The organism is Bradyrhizobium ganzhouense (assembly GCF_049949285.1).
Taxonomy (GTDB): domain Bacteria; phylum Pseudomonadota; class Alphaproteobacteria; order Rhizobiales; family Xanthobacteraceae; genus Bradyrhizobium; species Bradyrhizobium ganzhouense.
In genome coordinates this window covers 6,499,143-6,514,456 of record NZ_CP181318.1, presented here as the reverse complement: position 1 = coordinate 6,514,456, position 15,314 = coordinate 6,499,143, and the positions used below count along the sequence as shown (strand labels likewise).

Annotated in this window: 12 protein-coding genes; 3 read left to right on the top strand and 9 right to left on the bottom strand. The window is 64.4% G+C overall.

Going from position 1 to position 15,314, the window contains the following annotated elements:
* Nucleotides 1-4 precede the first annotated feature (4 nt).
* Nucleotides 5-892: a 2-oxo-4-hydroxy-4-carboxy-5-ureidoimidazoline decarboxylase gene (gene uraD, locus ACLFLU_RS30110; protein WP_426408366.1), complete on the top strand. Its 888-nt coding sequence runs from the start codon at nucleotides 5-7 to the stop codon at nucleotides 890-892.
* On the opposite strand, the gene ACLFLU_RS30105 is transcribed toward uraD, so the two are convergent.
* Both ACLFLU_RS30105 and ACLFLU_RS30100 read right to left on the bottom strand, forming a co-directional pair.
* On the bottom strand, nucleotides 889-3,615 hold the full coding sequence (locus ACLFLU_RS30105) for a molybdopterin-dependent oxidoreductase (protein WP_426408365.1): 2,727 nt from the start codon (nucleotides 3,613-3,615) through the stop codon (nucleotides 889-891). The two genes, uraD and ACLFLU_RS30105, sit on opposite strands and share 4 nt — an antisense overlap.
* Nucleotides 3,612-4,439, bottom strand: a complete 828-nt coding sequence (locus ACLFLU_RS30100; protein WP_426408364.1) for an FAD binding domain-containing protein — start codon at nucleotides 4,437-4,439, stop codon at nucleotides 3,612-3,614. The genes ACLFLU_RS30105 and ACLFLU_RS30100 overlap by 4 nt, the downstream gene beginning before the upstream one ends.
* A 152-nt stretch (nucleotides 4,440-4,591) precedes the next feature.
* Between ACLFLU_RS30100 and ACLFLU_RS30095 the strand changes: the two genes are divergently transcribed.
* Nucleotides 4,592-5,941, top strand: a complete 1,350-nt coding sequence (locus ACLFLU_RS30095; RefSeq protein WP_426408363.1) for an 8-oxoguanine deaminase — start codon at nucleotides 4,592-4,594, stop codon at nucleotides 5,939-5,941.
* 100 nt (nucleotides 5,942-6,041) lie between these two features.
* On the opposite strand, the gene ACLFLU_RS30090 is transcribed toward ACLFLU_RS30095, so the two are convergent.
* The 4 genes from ACLFLU_RS30090 to ACLFLU_RS30075 form a co-directional block, all read right to left on the bottom strand.
* Nucleotides 6,042-7,118 (bottom strand): BMP family ABC transporter substrate-binding protein, encoded by a 1,077-nt coding sequence (locus ACLFLU_RS30090; protein ID WP_426408362.1) that lies wholly within the window; start codon nucleotides 7,116-7,118, stop codon nucleotides 6,042-6,044.
* Nucleotides 7,119-7,196: 78 nt separating this feature from the next.
* Nucleotides 7,197-8,114: an ABC transporter permease gene (locus tag ACLFLU_RS30085; protein ID WP_426408361.1), complete on the bottom strand. Its 918-nt coding sequence runs from the start codon at nucleotides 8,112-8,114 to the stop codon at nucleotides 7,197-7,199.
* Nucleotides 8,101-9,192: an ABC transporter permease gene (locus ACLFLU_RS30080; protein ID WP_426408360.1), complete on the bottom strand. Its 1,092-nt coding sequence runs from the start codon at nucleotides 9,190-9,192 to the stop codon at nucleotides 8,101-8,103. Before ACLFLU_RS30080 ends, ACLFLU_RS30085 begins: the two co-directional genes overlap by 14 nt.
* Nucleotides 9,176-10,747, bottom strand: a complete 1,572-nt coding sequence (locus tag ACLFLU_RS30075; RefSeq protein WP_426408359.1) for an ABC transporter ATP-binding protein — start codon at nucleotides 10,745-10,747, stop codon at nucleotides 9,176-9,178. Before ACLFLU_RS30075 ends, ACLFLU_RS30080 begins: the two co-directional genes overlap by 17 nt.
* Nucleotides 10,748-11,319: 572 nt before the next feature.
* Between ACLFLU_RS30075 and ACLFLU_RS30070 the strand changes: the two genes are divergently transcribed.
* On the top strand, nucleotides 11,320-12,426 hold the full coding sequence (locus ACLFLU_RS30070) for a hypothetical protein (RefSeq protein ID WP_426408358.1): 1,107 nt from the start codon (nucleotides 11,320-11,322) through the stop codon (nucleotides 12,424-12,426).
* A 176-nt stretch (nucleotides 12,427-12,602) separates the two neighbouring features.
* Here ACLFLU_RS30070 and ACLFLU_RS30065 read toward each other — a convergent pair whose 3' ends face one another.
* From ACLFLU_RS30065 to ACLFLU_RS30055, 3 genes are read right to left on the bottom strand one after another with little or no spacing between them, the layout of a single operon-like run.
* Nucleotides 12,603-13,082, bottom strand: coding sequence for a nucleoside deaminase (locus ACLFLU_RS30065; RefSeq protein WP_426408357.1), 480 nt, complete (start codon nucleotides 13,080-13,082; stop codon nucleotides 12,603-12,605).
* Between the two features lie 13 nt (nucleotides 13,083-13,095).
* Complete coding sequence (locus tag ACLFLU_RS30060) at nucleotides 13,096-14,628, bottom strand: ABC transporter ATP-binding protein (RefSeq protein ID WP_426408356.1); 1,533 nt, start codon at nucleotides 14,626-14,628, stop codon at nucleotides 13,096-13,098.
* Nucleotides 14,625-15,308, bottom strand: coding sequence for a cysteine hydrolase family protein (locus tag ACLFLU_RS30055; protein ID WP_426408355.1), 684 nt, complete (start codon nucleotides 15,306-15,308; stop codon nucleotides 14,625-14,627). Before ACLFLU_RS30055 ends, ACLFLU_RS30060 begins: the two co-directional genes overlap by 4 nt.
* Nucleotides 15,309-15,314: the final 6 nt, after the last annotated feature.

The following is a 15,314-nucleotide window of genomic DNA, read 5'->3' as shown; positions in this document are numbered from 1 at the left end:
CACGATGGCGCAAATCTCGCTCGCCGATCTGAACGCTGCAAGCAAGGCCGACTTCGTCGGCGCGCTCGCCAATGTCGTTGAATATTCGCCCTGGATTGCTGAGCAGCTGGCGGCGCAGCGGCCGTTTGCCGGCATCAATCAGCTGCATGCCGCGTTGATGGCGACGATACAGGCTGCCGAACCCGATGTGCAGCTGGCGCTGATCCGGGCGCATCCCGATCTCGCCAACAAGACCCAGCGTGCGGCGGGGCTGACGGCGGAATCGACCAACGAGCAGAACAGCGCTGGCCTCGACCGATTGTCGGAGGCGGAATATTCGGCATTCGAGCGCGTCAACAACGCTTATCGCGAAAAGTTCGGCATCCCCTACATTGTCTGCGTGCGCCGTCACACCAAGGATTCCGTGCTGCGCGACTTCGAAACGCGGCTGCGCAATATCGCCAAGACCGAGACGCGGCGCGCGATCGAGGAGATCGGCCGCATCTCGGCGCTGCGGCTCGATCAGCTCGTCGTCGCCGACGACAAGCTGAGAGTGCACGGCCGGCTCTCGACCCATGTGCTGGACAATCACGCCGGCAAGCCTGCGCCCGGCATCCCGGTCGAACTCGTCGAGCTCGCAGCGCTCGGCGAGAGCCGTGTCATTGCGCGCGCCGTCACCAATGCGGACGGCCGCACCGACCAGCCGCTGATCGGCGGCCGCCCGCTGCCGATCGGCCGCTACGAACTTCGCTTCAGCGTCGCCAAATACTACACCGAGCGCAACGTGCCACTGGCAGATCCGCCGTTCCTGGACGAGATCCCGCTGCGCTTCGCGATCAGCGAACCGGAGAGCCACTACCATGTGCCGCTGCTGGTGACACCCTGGAGCTATTCGACCTACCGCGGCAGTTAATTGCCGAACTTGTCGAGTAGCGCCGGAAACAGCCGGTCCGGCTTGAAGGGCGGCGCGGTGAAGCGGATGCCGGTGGCATCGGCAATCGCGTTGCCGAGCGCGGCGGCGACCGGGTTGTACGGGCTCTCGCTCATCGACTTCGCGCCTAGCGGTCCGATCGTGTCGGATGTCTCGGCGAACAATACTTCCGTGCGCGGCACGTCCGCGAAGGACGGCAGATGGTAATCGCGGAATTTGGGATTGGTAACGCGGCCATTCGCATCGATCACCATCTCCTCGTACAGCGCCGCACCGATGGCCTGCGCAACGCCGCCCTCGACCTGGCCGCGGCACTGCATGGGATTGGCGACGACGCCCGCATCCGCCGCCTGCACGCTCTTGAGAATCTTGATCTCACCGGTACCCTTGTTCACGGCGATGCGAAAGCCCTGCACGTTGAAGCCGACGGACCTCGGCGTTCCCTCGGAATTGCCGTGCGCCACGAGCGGACGACCCGCCTCGCGCGCGAGCTTCGCCAGTTCAACGAAGGACATTCGCCGCACGCCGCTGACGACGAATTCACCTTCGAGCGCGCAAGTCGCGGCATCGCAAAGCCAAGCGTTGGCGGCGACCGCCTTCAATTCGGTCGCCAGCTGCATGGCTGCGGCTTGCGTCGCCTTGCCGGCAACGAACGTGCCCGTGCTGCCATAGGCGCCGGTGTCGTGGCCGCCATGGGCGGTGTCGGACTGGCGCAGGCGGATCCTGTCGACGGTGGTTGCGAGAACCGTTGCCGCGATCTGCCGGTGCACGGTGCTGGTGCCGTTGCCGAATTCGGCGGTGCCGACCGTGAGATCGAAGCCGCCATCGTCGTTGAGCGCGATCATCGCGTCTGCGATGTGGCCGGCCGGCGGCACAGTGTCGATCATGGTCAGCGCGACGCCGTCGCCGGTCAGCCATTCCGGCGACAGCTCGGGCTGCGGCTGATACGCCTGCATCGCACGCTCGACGAGGTCGATGCACTGATCGAGCCCGTAGGAGCCGTAGAGCACGTCGTGATAGTCGGACTCCGGCGGCGAGAGCATGGGATCGCCGGGCCTGACGATATTGCGCCGGCGCATCTCATAGGGGCTGATGCCGAGCTGCCTGGCCAGCTCGTCGATGGCAGCCTCCACCGCGATCAAGGCCTGCGGCAGGCCATAACCGCGAAATGCGCCGGCTGGCACCGTATTCGTGTAGACGACGAAGCCGTCGACCCGCTTGTTCGGGCAGTTATAGACGGCGATGGACTCCGACACCGCGTGGAACATCACGGAGCCGCCATGATTGCCGTAAGCGCCCGTGTTGGAGAGCACGTCGAGTTGCAGCGCGGTAAGCTTGCCGTCGGCATCAGCGCCAGCCTTGATGCGGACCCGCATAGGATGCCGTGTCGAGGTCGCAATGAACTGCTCCTCGCGCGTGAGCTCGAGCTTGACGGGCCGACCGGTCTTCAGCGTTGCGAGCGCCAAAACGTCCTCGACGAACATCTCCTGCTTGCCACCAAAGCCTCCGCCGACGCGCTCGCAGAACACACGGACCTTGTCCGTGGGAAGCTGGAAGATGTCAGAAAGCGCGCGCCGGGTCAGGAACGGCACCTGCGTCGAGGTGCGAACGTTGAGCACGCCTGCATCGTCGAGCCAGGCAAGGCCGCCATGGGTCTCCAGTGCGGCATGCTGCACGCGATGACTGTGGAAGGTAGCCTCAAAGGTGACAGCGGATGCGGCAAGGGCCGAGGCGACATCGCCAAATTCGCCATGCGTCTCCGCGACAAGATTGCGCTGCGCGTCGGCAACGCGGTTCGCGGTGGTCCGATCGGGATGAACGAGCGGAGCGCCCGGCACCATCGCTTGTTCAGGATCGATCAGCGCGGGCAAAATCTCGTACTCGACCTTCAGCCGACGGCAAGCCTCCTCGGCAGCGCCTTCACTCTCCGCGACCACCGCCGCCACCTTCTGGCCGATGAAGCGGACGACGTTGTCGAGGATGCGGGTATCCTCGGGGTCCATCCAGTCCTTCTCGTGCCGCGCGGTCGAGAACAGCACCGAAGGCGCATCCTCATGCGTCAAAACCGCGTGCACGCCGGGCACAGCCATCGCTGCCGATCGGTCGATCGCGACGATTCTTGCGTGCGCATGCGGCGAGCGGAGCAGCTTGATGTGCAGCAGATTGTCGATTGTGGTGTCGAACGTGTAACGCGCCGTGCCGCGGACGACGTCCGGGCCCGCGGGCGCCGGCAGGCTGCGGCCGAACGCGCCGCCGGCCGCGACGCTGTCCTCGACATTGGTCTTGCCGTGGATCGCATCCTCGATAGCGCGATAACCGGTGCAGCGGCAGATATTGCCCTTCAGCGCGGTGCCGAGATCGGTGCGCTGCGCCTGGTTCAGCGAGGCGCAGGTGAGGATCATGCCGGCGGTGCAGAAACCGCACTGGAATCCCTGCGCATCGAGGAAGGCCTGCTGCATCGGGTGCGCGCCATGTTCACCGCCGAGACCTTCGATCGTCGTGATCGCGCGTCCCTCCGCGCGGAACGCGGGGATCAGGCAGCTATGCACGGGCTCGCCGTCGAGCAGCACGGTGCAGGCGCCGCAATCGCCGGCGTCGCAGCCTTTTTTCACCCCGAATTGGCCGAGCTCGCGCAGGAACGTGCGCAGGCACTGGCCGGCGCGCGGCGTTTGCGGAAAGTTCGCGCCATTGACCTCGAAGCTCATGGCGGCGTTGCACCCAGGAGCTCGGCGCGGATTTCTTCGGCGAGCCGCAGCGTCATGTGCTTGCGCCAGAGCGGCTTGCCATGAATGTCGGTGTGATAGAGATCGTCGGTGATCTCCTCGGTGATCGCTGTATGAAGCGCGCCCGCGTCGGGCGGCTTTGGAAACGACAATTGGATGGGGCGCACGGTCGATGCGGTCACGGTCAGCCTCAGCGCGCCAGCACTGTCGATGCTCCCGATCAAAAGTGCGGCGGAGCGGCCGACCGGCGCGAGCGAGATCTGGCGAAACGCGGAGCGACGCTTCAGTGCGGCAAGTGGAATGTCGATCTGGCGCAGCAGGTCGCCCGGCGACAGGCGGTTGTGCTGATTGCCCGTGACGAATTCGGCGACGGGAATCTTCTGCTCGCCGCCGCCGGCTTTCCAGATCGTGCAGACGCCGTCGAGCGCAGCGGTGAGCGAGATCATCGGTCCTGCCGGCAGCGACATGCAGAGATTGCCGCCCACCGTCGCCGTCTTCCAGATTTTGAAGGAGGCGAGAAAAGCGCGGCAGCATTGGTTGATCAGCGGTGCTGCGAGCCAGTCGGGCGGGCAGGTGAGCGCATCGAGCTGCGAGATCGTGCAGGTGGCAGCGATGCTGAGATGGCTCTCCGTGATCGCCAGCGCCGGCCATTTCAGATCGGCGAGATCGATCAGCCGCGTGAGGTGGACTTGCGGCTCCGAGAACAGCCAGGTGCCGCCAGCGAGCCAAGCATCACCTGGCGTCCAAACGGGCAGTTGGGCGCGCGTTTGCGGATGGCTGACCGCTGTGATGGTATTCAAGTCCATGGCTGCGACAACGCCTGCGCCGGGTGAATGAGTCAAAGGGAAAGTCTTGCAAGACCAGCGCCAAGTGGCAACAACAAGTCGCAGCAATAACGCTCCCGGGATGGCCTCTGCCTTGCAGGCCATTCGTTAACGAGGCGAGGAGAAACAGGATCATGAGCGACGCAAAGCCGATCTGGATCAGAGATCCCTTGGCCATCCTCGCTGACGGCGCTGGGCGCGGCATCGTCGTTAAAGATGGTCGTATCATTGAACTCGTGCCGGCCGGCGGAACACCGGCGACCGCCGATGTCACGGTGTTCGATGCGGGCGAGCACGTCGTGCTGCCGGGCCTCATCAACACACATCATCATTTTTATCAGACGCTGACGCGGGCGCTGCCGGCGGCGATGGACCGCGAGCTGTTTCCCTGGCTGCAGGCGCTCTATCCGGTGTGGGCGAAGCTGACGCCGGAGCGGCTCGAGCTCGGTGTCACCGTGGCGATGTCCGAACTCTTGCTCTCGGGCTGTACCACCACGACGGATCATCATTATGTATTTCCGGCCGGACTCGAAGAGTCCGTCGACATCGAGGTCGGCGTCGCAAAGCGGCTCGGCGTGCGCGTGCTGCTGACGCGCGGCTCGATGAACCTGTCGCAGCGCGACGGCGGCCTGCCGCCGGACAGTGTCGTGCAGGACGAGGACACCATCCTCGCCGACAGCGCGCGCGTCGTGGCAAAACATCACCAGCGCGGTGCGGACGCGATGGTGCAGATTGCGCTCGCGCCCTGCTCGCCGTTCTCGGTGACGACCTCGCTGATGCGCGCCACCGCCGATCTCGCCGATAAGCTCGACGTGCGCCTGCATACCCATCTCGCCGAGACTGAGGACGAGAACAAATTCTGCCACCAGATGTATGGCTGCCGTCCACTCGACTATCTCGAGCAATGCGGCTGGCTCAATGCGCGGACCTGGCTCGCCCACGGCATCTTCTTCAATGCCGACGAGATGAAGCGCCTCGGCAAGGCGAAGACGACCATCAGCCATTGTGCGTGCAGCAATCAGTTGCTGGCCTCCGGCTGCTGTCCGGTGTGCGAGATGGAAGAGGCCGGCGTTGGCATCGGTCTCGGGGTGGACGGCTCGGCCTCCAACGATGGATCGAACCTGATGCAGGAGGTGCGTGCCGCGTTCCTGCTGCAGCGGGCGCGCTACGGCGTGACCAAGGTCAGCCACAAGGATGCGCTGCGCTGGGCCACCAAGGGCTCGGCGGCGTGTGTCGGTCGGCCGGAGCTCGGCGAGATCGCGGTTGGCAAGGCTGCCGATCTCGCGCTGTTCAGGCTGGACGAGCTGCGCTTCTCCGGCCACGGCGATCCCCTGGCCGCGCTGGTTCTGTGCGGGGCGCATCGAGCCGATCGGGTGATGGTGGCGGGGAATTGGGCCGTGGTCGACGGCGCGATCCCGGGGCTGGACGTCCCGGACCTCATCCGCCGGCATAGTTCCGCGGCACGGGCGATGCACGCTGGATAGAATAGAAGGAGGGGGCGACCACAAGTGCCGGGTGCTTCTGGCCACCCCCTCCGAACCTCCTCCGGGAGGAGCAGGTGATTTAGGCAATGCAAGAAGCGTGCTACTTACCCGGCAGCTTGTCGTCGATGCCCTTGACGTAGAAATTCATGCCGAGGATCTGGCCGTCGGCGAGATTGGCGCCGCCCTTGCACTCGATCTCCTTGCCGTCCTGCCCAACGACCGGGCACTTGAACGGGTGCAGCTTGCCCGTGGTGATTGCGGCCTGGGCATCCTCGGCAATCTTCTTCACGTCGTCAGGCATGTTGGTATACGGCGCCATCGCGAACATGTGGCTGTCGAGACCGCCCCAGCTGTCCTCGGACTTCCAGGTGCCGTCGAGTTCGGCCTTGACGCGCTCGATGTAGTAGGAGCCCCAGGTGTCGAGGATCGAGGTCAGCTGGGTCTTGGGCCCGAACTTGATCATCTCGGAGTCCTGGCCGAAAGCGAGCTTGCCGCGTTCACTGGCGATCTGCATCGCTGCGGGCGAATCCGTGTGCTGCATGATGACATCGGCGCCCTGGTCGATCAGCGCCTTGGCGGCGTCGGCCTCCTTGCCTGGATCGAACCAGGTGTTGGCCCAGATGATCTTGACCTTGATGTTCGGGTTGATGGTCTGCGCCGCGAGGATCGTCGCGTTGATGCCGGAGACGACTTCCGGAATCGGGAACGAGCCGATATAGCCGAGCACGCCGGACTTCGACATCTTGGCCGCGATCAGGCCTTGAATGTAGCGGCCCTGATACCATTTGGCCGAATAGGTCGACATGTTCTTGTCGCGCTTGTAGCCGGTGGCGTGCTCGAAATGCACGTTCGGATACTTTTTGGCGACCTTCAGCGTCGGATCCATGTAGCCGAACGACGTGGTGAAGATCAGCTTGTTGCCGGCGCGGACGAGCTGCTCGATGGCGCGCTCGGCGTCGGGACCCTCGGGCACGTTTTCGAGATAGGTTGTCTCAATCTTGTCGCCGAGTTCTTTCACCAGCGCCTGGCGGGCGAGTTCGTGCTGATAGGTCCAGCCGAGATCGCCGATCGGGCCGAGGTAAATGAAGCCGACTTTCAGCTTGTCGGCGGCGGAGGCTGCACTGACGCTCCCGGCAAGCAGAAGGCCGGCAGCCAGTGCAAGAAGTGTTTTCCTCATCATCAATCTCCAAACATCAGGGGAAAGCCACGATCCGCGACGTGTGCGCCCCATCGCGCACGCCGCGAAAATCAAACTCTAGCGGTCAGGCACGAACACGGTGCCGAGCGCGGCCGGCGCGGTCGAGCCGCCGGTGCGCGCGCGGGAGAGCAGAACCAGCACGATGACGGTCGCGAGATAAGGCAGTGCCGACATGAATTGCGAGGGAATGCCGACGCCCCAGCCTTGCGCGTGCAATTGCAGGATCGTCACCGCGCCGAACAGATAGGCGCCGACCACAAGTCGACCCGGGCGCCAGGATGCGAACACGACCAGTGCGAGCGCGATCCAGCCGCGGCCTGCGGTCATGCCGGGAATGAAGAAGGGCGTATAGGCGAGCGGCAGATAGGCTCCCGCAAGTCCGGCGCAGGCACCGCCGAACATCACGGCGAGGGTGCGAATGCGCAGCACGGGATAGCCGAGCGCATGCGCGGAGACATGATTGTCGCCGCAGGCACGCAGGATCAATCCAGCGCGCGTGCGATACAGGAACCACCACACGCCGATGATGAGTGCGATGGAGAAGTAGACGAAGGCGTCTTCGCCGAACAGCACGCGGCCGATCAGCGGAACGTCGGTAAGGCCGGGAATGTGGAGATGCGCCGCCGGCGTGATGCGCTCACCGACGAAACCGGCCCCGATCAGGCCGGAGAGACCGACGCCGAGAATGGTCAGCGCCAGCCCCGTCGCGACCTGGTTGACCGCTAGTCCGAGCGTCATCAGCGCGAAGATCAGCGACATCAGCGTTCCCGCGATGATGCCGAACAGCGCGCCGATCAGAATGGAGCCGGTCAGCCACGCGCCGCCAAAGCCGCAAGCGGCGCCGACGATCATCATGCCCTCGACGCCCAGGTTGAGCACGCCGGAGCGCTCGGTCACGAGCTCGCCGGTTGCCGCGATCAGGAGCGGCGTCGAGGCGGCGAGCACCGACAGGATGATGGCTTCAACCAGCTCCACGGGCCACCTGACGGTTCGGGAAGACCAGCTTGAAGCGGTAGAGAATGAGGGAATCGCAGGCGAGTACGTAGAACAGCAGGATGCCCTGGAAGACCTTGGTGACGTCCAACGGGATCTTCATTGCGATCTGCGCCTGCTCGCCGCCGATAAAGGTCAGTGCGAGGAAAAGGCCTGCAATTAATATTCCAATCGGGTTCAACCGGCCGAGGAAGGCGACGATGATCGCGGTGAAGCCGTAGCCGGGCGAGATGCCGGGCTGGAGATGCCCGACGGGGCCGGCGACCTCGATGATGCCGGCGAGCCCTGCCAGCGCGCCCGATACCGCGAAGGTCAGAATGATGAGTTGGTTGGCGTTGAAGCCGCCGAAACGCGCCGCGCGTGGCGCGGCACCGACCACGCGGATTTCAAAACCCTTGATAGTGCGCCCGAGCAGGATCGCAGCAGCCGCAACCACCAGCAGCGCGATGATCGAGCCGAGATGCAGCCGACCACCTTCGATCAGCAACGGAACGGTCGCTACCGGATCGAACTCCGCTGTGGTCGGGAAGTTGAAGCCTTGTGGATCGCGCCAGGGCCCGCGCACGAGGTAGTCGAGGAAGAGGTCGGCGACATAGACCAGCATCAGGCTGGTGAGGATTTCACTGGCGCCGAACTTCACCTTGCAGATCGCCGGGATCAGCGCATAGAGCGCGCCTGCGGTTGCGGCGAGCACGAACATCGCCGGCAGCACCCAGGCGCCGGCGTCGGTGCCCTGCGTCTTCACCGCGATCCAGCTTCCGGCCACGGCGCCTATCAGGAATTGCCCTTCGGCGCCGATGTTCCAGGCGTTGGCGAGATAGCAGAGCGACAGCCCGATCGCGATCATCACCAGCGGTGTCGCCTTCACCGCGATCTCCTGGAGCGAATAGCCGTCGGTGAGCGGCGCGATGAAATAGGCTTGCAGGGCGAGCAGCGGATTCTTGCCGAGGATCGCGAACAGGATGGTCATGGTCACGATCGTCAAGCCGATCGCGATCAGCGGCGAGACCAGCGCGATCGTGTTGGAGCGCTCGGCGCGCTTCTCAAGCACCAACTGCATGCGCGGCCTCCTTCGGCTCGAGGCTGCTGCCGCCCATCAACAGGCCGAGCTTTTCGCGTGTTGCGTCGCGCGTGGCGAGCGGCTCCGACAGGCGGCCGTGGAACATCACAGCGATACGGTCGGCGATTTCGGCGAGCTCGTCGAGATCCTGGCTGGTCACCAGCACCGCGGCGCCAGCGGTGGCGAGATCAAGCAACGCCTGGCGGATGACGGCGGCAGCACCGGCATCGACGCCCCAGGTCGGCTGGCTCACCACCAGCACCGCCGGGTTGCGCAGGATCTCGCGGCCGACGATGAATTTTTGCAAGTTTCCGCCGGAAAGGGATGCTGCTTCCGGATCGCGCTTGGCCTTGCGCACGTCGAAGGTTTCGGTCGCCTTGTCGACGGTCTTCAGCGTCGCGGCGGTGTCGATGAAGCCGTGACTGACCATGCCGCTGGCGGCGTGTCCGGTGAGCAGCGCATTCTCCGACAGCTTCATGCGCGGTGCGGTGCCGTGGCCGAGCCGCTCCTCCGGCACGAAGGCGGCGCCGAGCTTGCGCCGCTTGGTGATCGAGAGGTGGCCGGCGGCGATGCCTTCGATCACGATCGTGCCGGGGTCCTTCGCCAGGCGCTCGCCAGACAGCGCCGCGAACAGTTCGTCCTGGCCGTTGCCGGCGACGCCGGCGATGCCGAGGATCTCGCCGCCCTTCAGCTCGAACGAGATGTGCTCCAGCCGCACGCCGTGCGCTTCGTCGGGCGCGAGCGTGAGATCGTTGACGACCAGCCGCGGGATCGTGGTCTGCCGGCCGGCGGCCGCCTTCACCTCCTTGATCTCGCCGCCGACCATCATGCGTGCGAGCGAGGCGGCGGTCTCGAGCCGGGGATTGCAGGTCTGGATCTTCTTGCCGCCGCGCAGGATCGTGGCTGTGTCGCAGAGCCGCTTTACCTCTTCGAGCTTGTGGCTGATGTAGAGGATGGCGCGGCCTTCGGCCTTGAGCCGCTCCAGCACGATGAAGAGCTGGTCGGCCTCTTGCGGTGTCAGCACCGCGGTCGGCTCGTCCAGGATCAGGAATTTCGGGTCCTGCATCAGCGCGCGGACGATCTCGATGCGCTGGCGTTCGCCGACGGACAGCTGCCAGACCTCGCGCTTGGGATCGAGCGGCAGGCCATAGGTCTTCGACACCTGCTCCAGCCGCGCCGACATGTCCTTGAAGGATTCCTTGCCGTCGAGGCCGAGCGCGACGTTTTCGGCGACGGTGAGATTGTCGAACAGCGAAAAGTGCTGGAACACCATGCCGATGCCGCGGCTGCGCGCTTCCGACGGGCCGGACAGCACGATTCGATCGCCCTGCCAGCGGATCTCGCCTGCAGAGGGCTGGATCAGCCCATAGATCGCTTTCACCAGCGTCGACTTGCCGGCGCCGTTCTCGCCGAGCAAGGCGTGGATTTCCTTCGGCCAGATATCGATGTCGATGGAATCGTTGGCGAGGAAATCCCCATAGCGTTTGGTGAGCCCCACCGTCTGAAGCAACGGGGACTCGCCGGAATGCAGGCCGTTAGGCGTCGGATCTAACATTCGCTGATGCGCTTGCATGGGATGAAGTGCCTCAATAGTGGGCTAGTTTGAACCGCCGCGTAAGGTGTGAAAAAGCGTCATCCCTTGCTTAACGCTTCGGCAGGAGGCCGCCCGCGCGAGTCGCGGCCGTTTCCAGCCATCAGGCGTGCTCAACGGCCCCTTGCACGGCTCTTGCGGCCGCGTGCTGCAGGCGGTGGCTGTTGCAAATTTGTGACGGTTCAAGCCAAATCGGAACCCGCTATGCAGGCTTGACGTGAAGTTGAGCAAAGTCGCGCCATCGCTCGTATGCATCTCGCCGTGACCACGACGGTCGTTTTCGTCAGTCGCGCTTGGGTTGTCGCGTCGACGCAAAAGCCAAACAGAATCAAACGGGAATGTTCGGCAAGGCGTTGTCGACGGCCGCTGACGGTGCGGCACCAAATCTCTTGAAACTCCGCAATGAAACGCTGCGCGCTGCCGAAACAAACGGCATGCCTTGAAAAAAGTTGAGGCTTCTCACCTCGGGACTTAGGCGCAAGTGTCGCACGCAATGGACGTTCATTTTTACGTGTCCAAGCTTGGGGGTATTCAGGATGTCGTTTCGTTTCAAGGCAATTGCAGCAACGGCGCTGTCACTTGCTACGCTAGCCATCGGTGGCTGGGCTCACGCTGCGGATCTGCCGGTCAAGGCGGCCAAGAAGGCGCCTGACCTTCCGTTCTTCCTGGTGATCGATAACCGCGTGTCGTTCTCCTGGATGCCCAAGGGCACCGATCCCGGCATGTGGAGCACGCGCCCGGATGGCAGCATCAACGGCACCACCGCCAAGCAGGTCTACTCCTTCACCCATTTCGACCTCTGGGCCTACGGCACCAACTTCTTCACCATCTCGATGTTCAAGTCGGGGCATAACGACCCTGCTTCGCCCTGTACCGCACCGGGTGTGACGATCACCGGTGGCGCCGCCAACTGCGCCGGCGCGACCGAGATTTACGGCCTGTTCCGCTCGACCTTCGGCTGGAATGAGTTGTTCAACACCAAGACCTTCACGATGGGTCCGTTGCACAACATCTCCTTCGAAGTCGGTATGGATGCGAACACCGAGAACAACTTCCTGGCGCCGGCCAAGCGCGACGTCGTCGCCGGTCTCCAGTTCGCCTTCGACCTTCCCTACAAGGGCTACGTCGACGTCGCTCCGTTGATGTACTGGGAGTTCTCGAACCACAACTCCTTCACCCAGTGCGGCTTGTTCGGTGCAGGCGTCGCCGGCGTAACCTGTAACTCCGACGGCAACGTCAGCTACCGCCCGACCTGGGCTGTCGAAATCAACTACTACATGGACCTCGGGTTCCTGCCGCCGAACATGCAGTTCTGGTCGATCAGCGGCCGTGCCGGCTGGTATGGCCCGAAGGGCGACTCGAACGGCCTTCCTGCGCTCTCGGGCATCGGCCGGTTCTCGACCGCGTCCAAGACCGAGCTGAACAGCGAACCGATCCGCCTGACCTTCGATGCTTCGAAGGCGGCTTGGGGTGACAAGTACTCGCACTTCGTCGACCTCTGGGTCGCCTACCGTTACTGGGAGAACAAGTTCGGCCTTGACCACAATGCGATGCCCGGCGTCTGCACGGTCGCCGCGACCGGCCAGAGCACCAAGAGCTGCAACGAGTCCACGGTTTACGGCGGTATCACTGTGAAGTTCTGATCGGCTGAGGTCTCCAAGCTACAACGATGGCGCCGCGCATGTCCCGCGCGGCGCCATCGGCGTTTGCAGCGTCGAGCGTAGCGTGGATTAGCCGAAGGCGTAATCCACCACGGTCTATTATCCGCAGAGACAAAAGCGGTGGGTTACGCTTCGCTAACCCACCCTACGAAGTCGAGCTACTTCGTCCACACGCCGTCGTGCAGCGCTTCGGCCTCGTCCTCGAGCAGCGGCCCGACGACCTCGGTCGGCCTCTGGCCGCTGGCAAACACGTCACGACAGGGCAGGTCGAGCGTCGGATTCTCCGGGTGATTGCCGGTCACGGCGCGCAGGCGGTGCTCGCTGAGGCCATAGACCACGCGGCCGATGCCGGCCCAGTAGATCGCGCCGGCGCACATCGCGCAGGGCTCGGCGGAGGAATAGAGCGTCGCCGTCGCCCGCACGTCGCGCCTGAGCGTGCGGCATGCTTCCGTGGCGGCGAGGCGCTCGGCATGGGCGGTGCCGTCGTGATCCGGCATGTAGCCGTTCTCGGTCTCGATCAGCACCTTGCCGTCGGCATCGACGACGATGCAGCCGAAGGGATGGTTGCCGTGCGTGAGGGAGCGGCGGGCGACCGTGAAGGACAAACGCAAAAAGTGCTCGTCGCGCTCGCCTTCCATCGCGCCTCCGCGGTCAGTGCCCCGCCATGTGCCGGCCGACCTCGGTGAGATCAGCCTCGCTGGTCCGTGCTTCATACACGAATTCGCCGTGGAACATCACCACCAGCCTGTCGGACAGTTCGAGCAATTCGTCGAGATCCTCGCTGACCAGCAGCACCGCCGCGCCGCGATTGCGCGCAGCCATGATCTCGGCGTGGATCTGCGCCACGGCCGCGAAATCGAGGCCGAAGCAGGGATTGGCTGCGATTAATACCTCGACGTCGCCCGCAAGCTCGCGCGCGAGCACGGCGCGCTGCACGTTGCCCCCTGATAGCGCCGAGATCGGCGTATCGGGCGTGCGGGTCTTGATCTTGTATTGGCCGATCTTCCTCTTCGCGTCGTCGCGGAAGGCGCCGCGGTTGAGCCACCAGCCGCCACTGGCGAAGGGGGCGCGGTCGAACTCGCGGAAGGCGATGTTGTCGGCGACGCTCATGCCGCCGACGCAAGCGTTCTTCAGCGGCTCCTCGGGCAGGAGCGACATCCTGTGGCGCCGCATCTCCTCGCGGCTGGCGTGATACGGATCGCCTGCGACGCGGATTTCGCCATCCTCCGCTTCGCGCTGGCCGGCCAGGACTTCGACCAGCTGGCGCTGGCCGTTGCCGGAGACGCCGGCGATGCCGACGATCTCGCCGGCACGTACGGTCAGCGAAACGTCATGCACGGCGATGGCGCCGGCATCGTCGAGCGCGCGGACTTTTGCCAGCTCCAGCCGCGCCTGTCCGGCTTCGCCTGTGCGCGGCGGCTGCATGGTCAACTCCTCGGCGCCGATCATGGTGCGCGCCATCGCGTCCGGCGTCAGCTCGGCGACCTTGCCGGCGCCTGCGAGCTTGCCGCGGCGCAGGATCGTGACCTCGTCGGCGAAGGCCATGACCTCGCGGAACTTGTGCGTGATCATCAGGATGGTCAGCTCATCCTTGACGACCATGTCGCGGAGCATGCCGAGCACCTCGTCGGCTTCGGCCGGCGTCAGCACCGAGGTCGGTTCATCCAGGATCAGGAAGCGGCGCTTCAGATAGAGCTGCTTCAGGATCTCGCATTTTTGCCGCTCGCCGGCCGAGATGTCGGAGACTTTTGCAGAGAGCGGCACCTTGAAGGGCATCCGGGCGAGAAACGCCTCGAGCTCCTTCATCTCCTTCGGCCAGTTCACCACGGCTGGCACGTCGTCGCGCGCCAGCACGAGGTTTTCGGCGACTGTCATGGCCGGCACCAGCGTAAAATGCTGATAGACCATGCCGAGGCCGAGCGCATGCGCGTCCTTCGGATTGGCGATCGCCTGCTCGCGGCCGCCGACGAGGATGTCGCCTTCGGTCGCGTGGTAATAGCCCATGATGCATTTGACGAGGGTCGACTTGCCGGCGCCGTTCTCGCCGAGCAGCGCATGGAACGAGCCGGGCCGTACCTTCAGCTCGACATTGTCCAGCGCCAGGAAATCGCCGAACCGCATGGTCATGGCGATAGCATCGACGCCGAACGCGCCGGATGGCGGAGGCGGTTCGCCGATGATCACGAAATCGCTCCGATGAAGGCATCCGAAGTCGAGACCGCGCCGAACACGCCGCCCTGCATCTTGATCATCTTCAGTGCATGGTCGTGGTTGCTCTTGTCGGTCGCGCCGCAGCAATCGTGCAGCAGCACGCACTCGAAGCCGCGGTCGTTGGCCTCGCGCATGGTGGTATGGACGCAGACGTCGGTGGTGATGCCTGTGAGAACGATGTTCTCGATGCCACGCACGCGGAGGATCAATTCGAGGTCGGTGGCGCAGAACGAGCCCTTGCCGGGCTTGTCGATGATCGGCTCGCCCGGCAGGGGGCTAAGCTCCTCGATGATGTCCCAGCCGGGCTCACCGCGCACCAGGATGCGGCCGCACGGGCCGGGATCACCGATGCCGGCGCCGATCTGGCGCGAGCGCCAGCGCTTGTTGGCCGGAAGATCGGAAAGATCGGGGCGATGGCCTTCACGGGTATGGATGATGTGAAACCCTTGGGCACGCATCGCGGCGAGCAGTTTCTTGATCGGCTCGATCGGCGCCCGCGTCAGCGACAGATCATAGCCCATCTTGTCGACATAGCCGCCGATGCCGCAGAAATCGGTCTGCATGTCGATGATGATGAGCGCAGTGTTTTGCGGGCGGAGATCGCCATTGTAGGGCCAGGCATAGGGCTCGGACTTGAGATAGCGCTCGGGCATGATTTC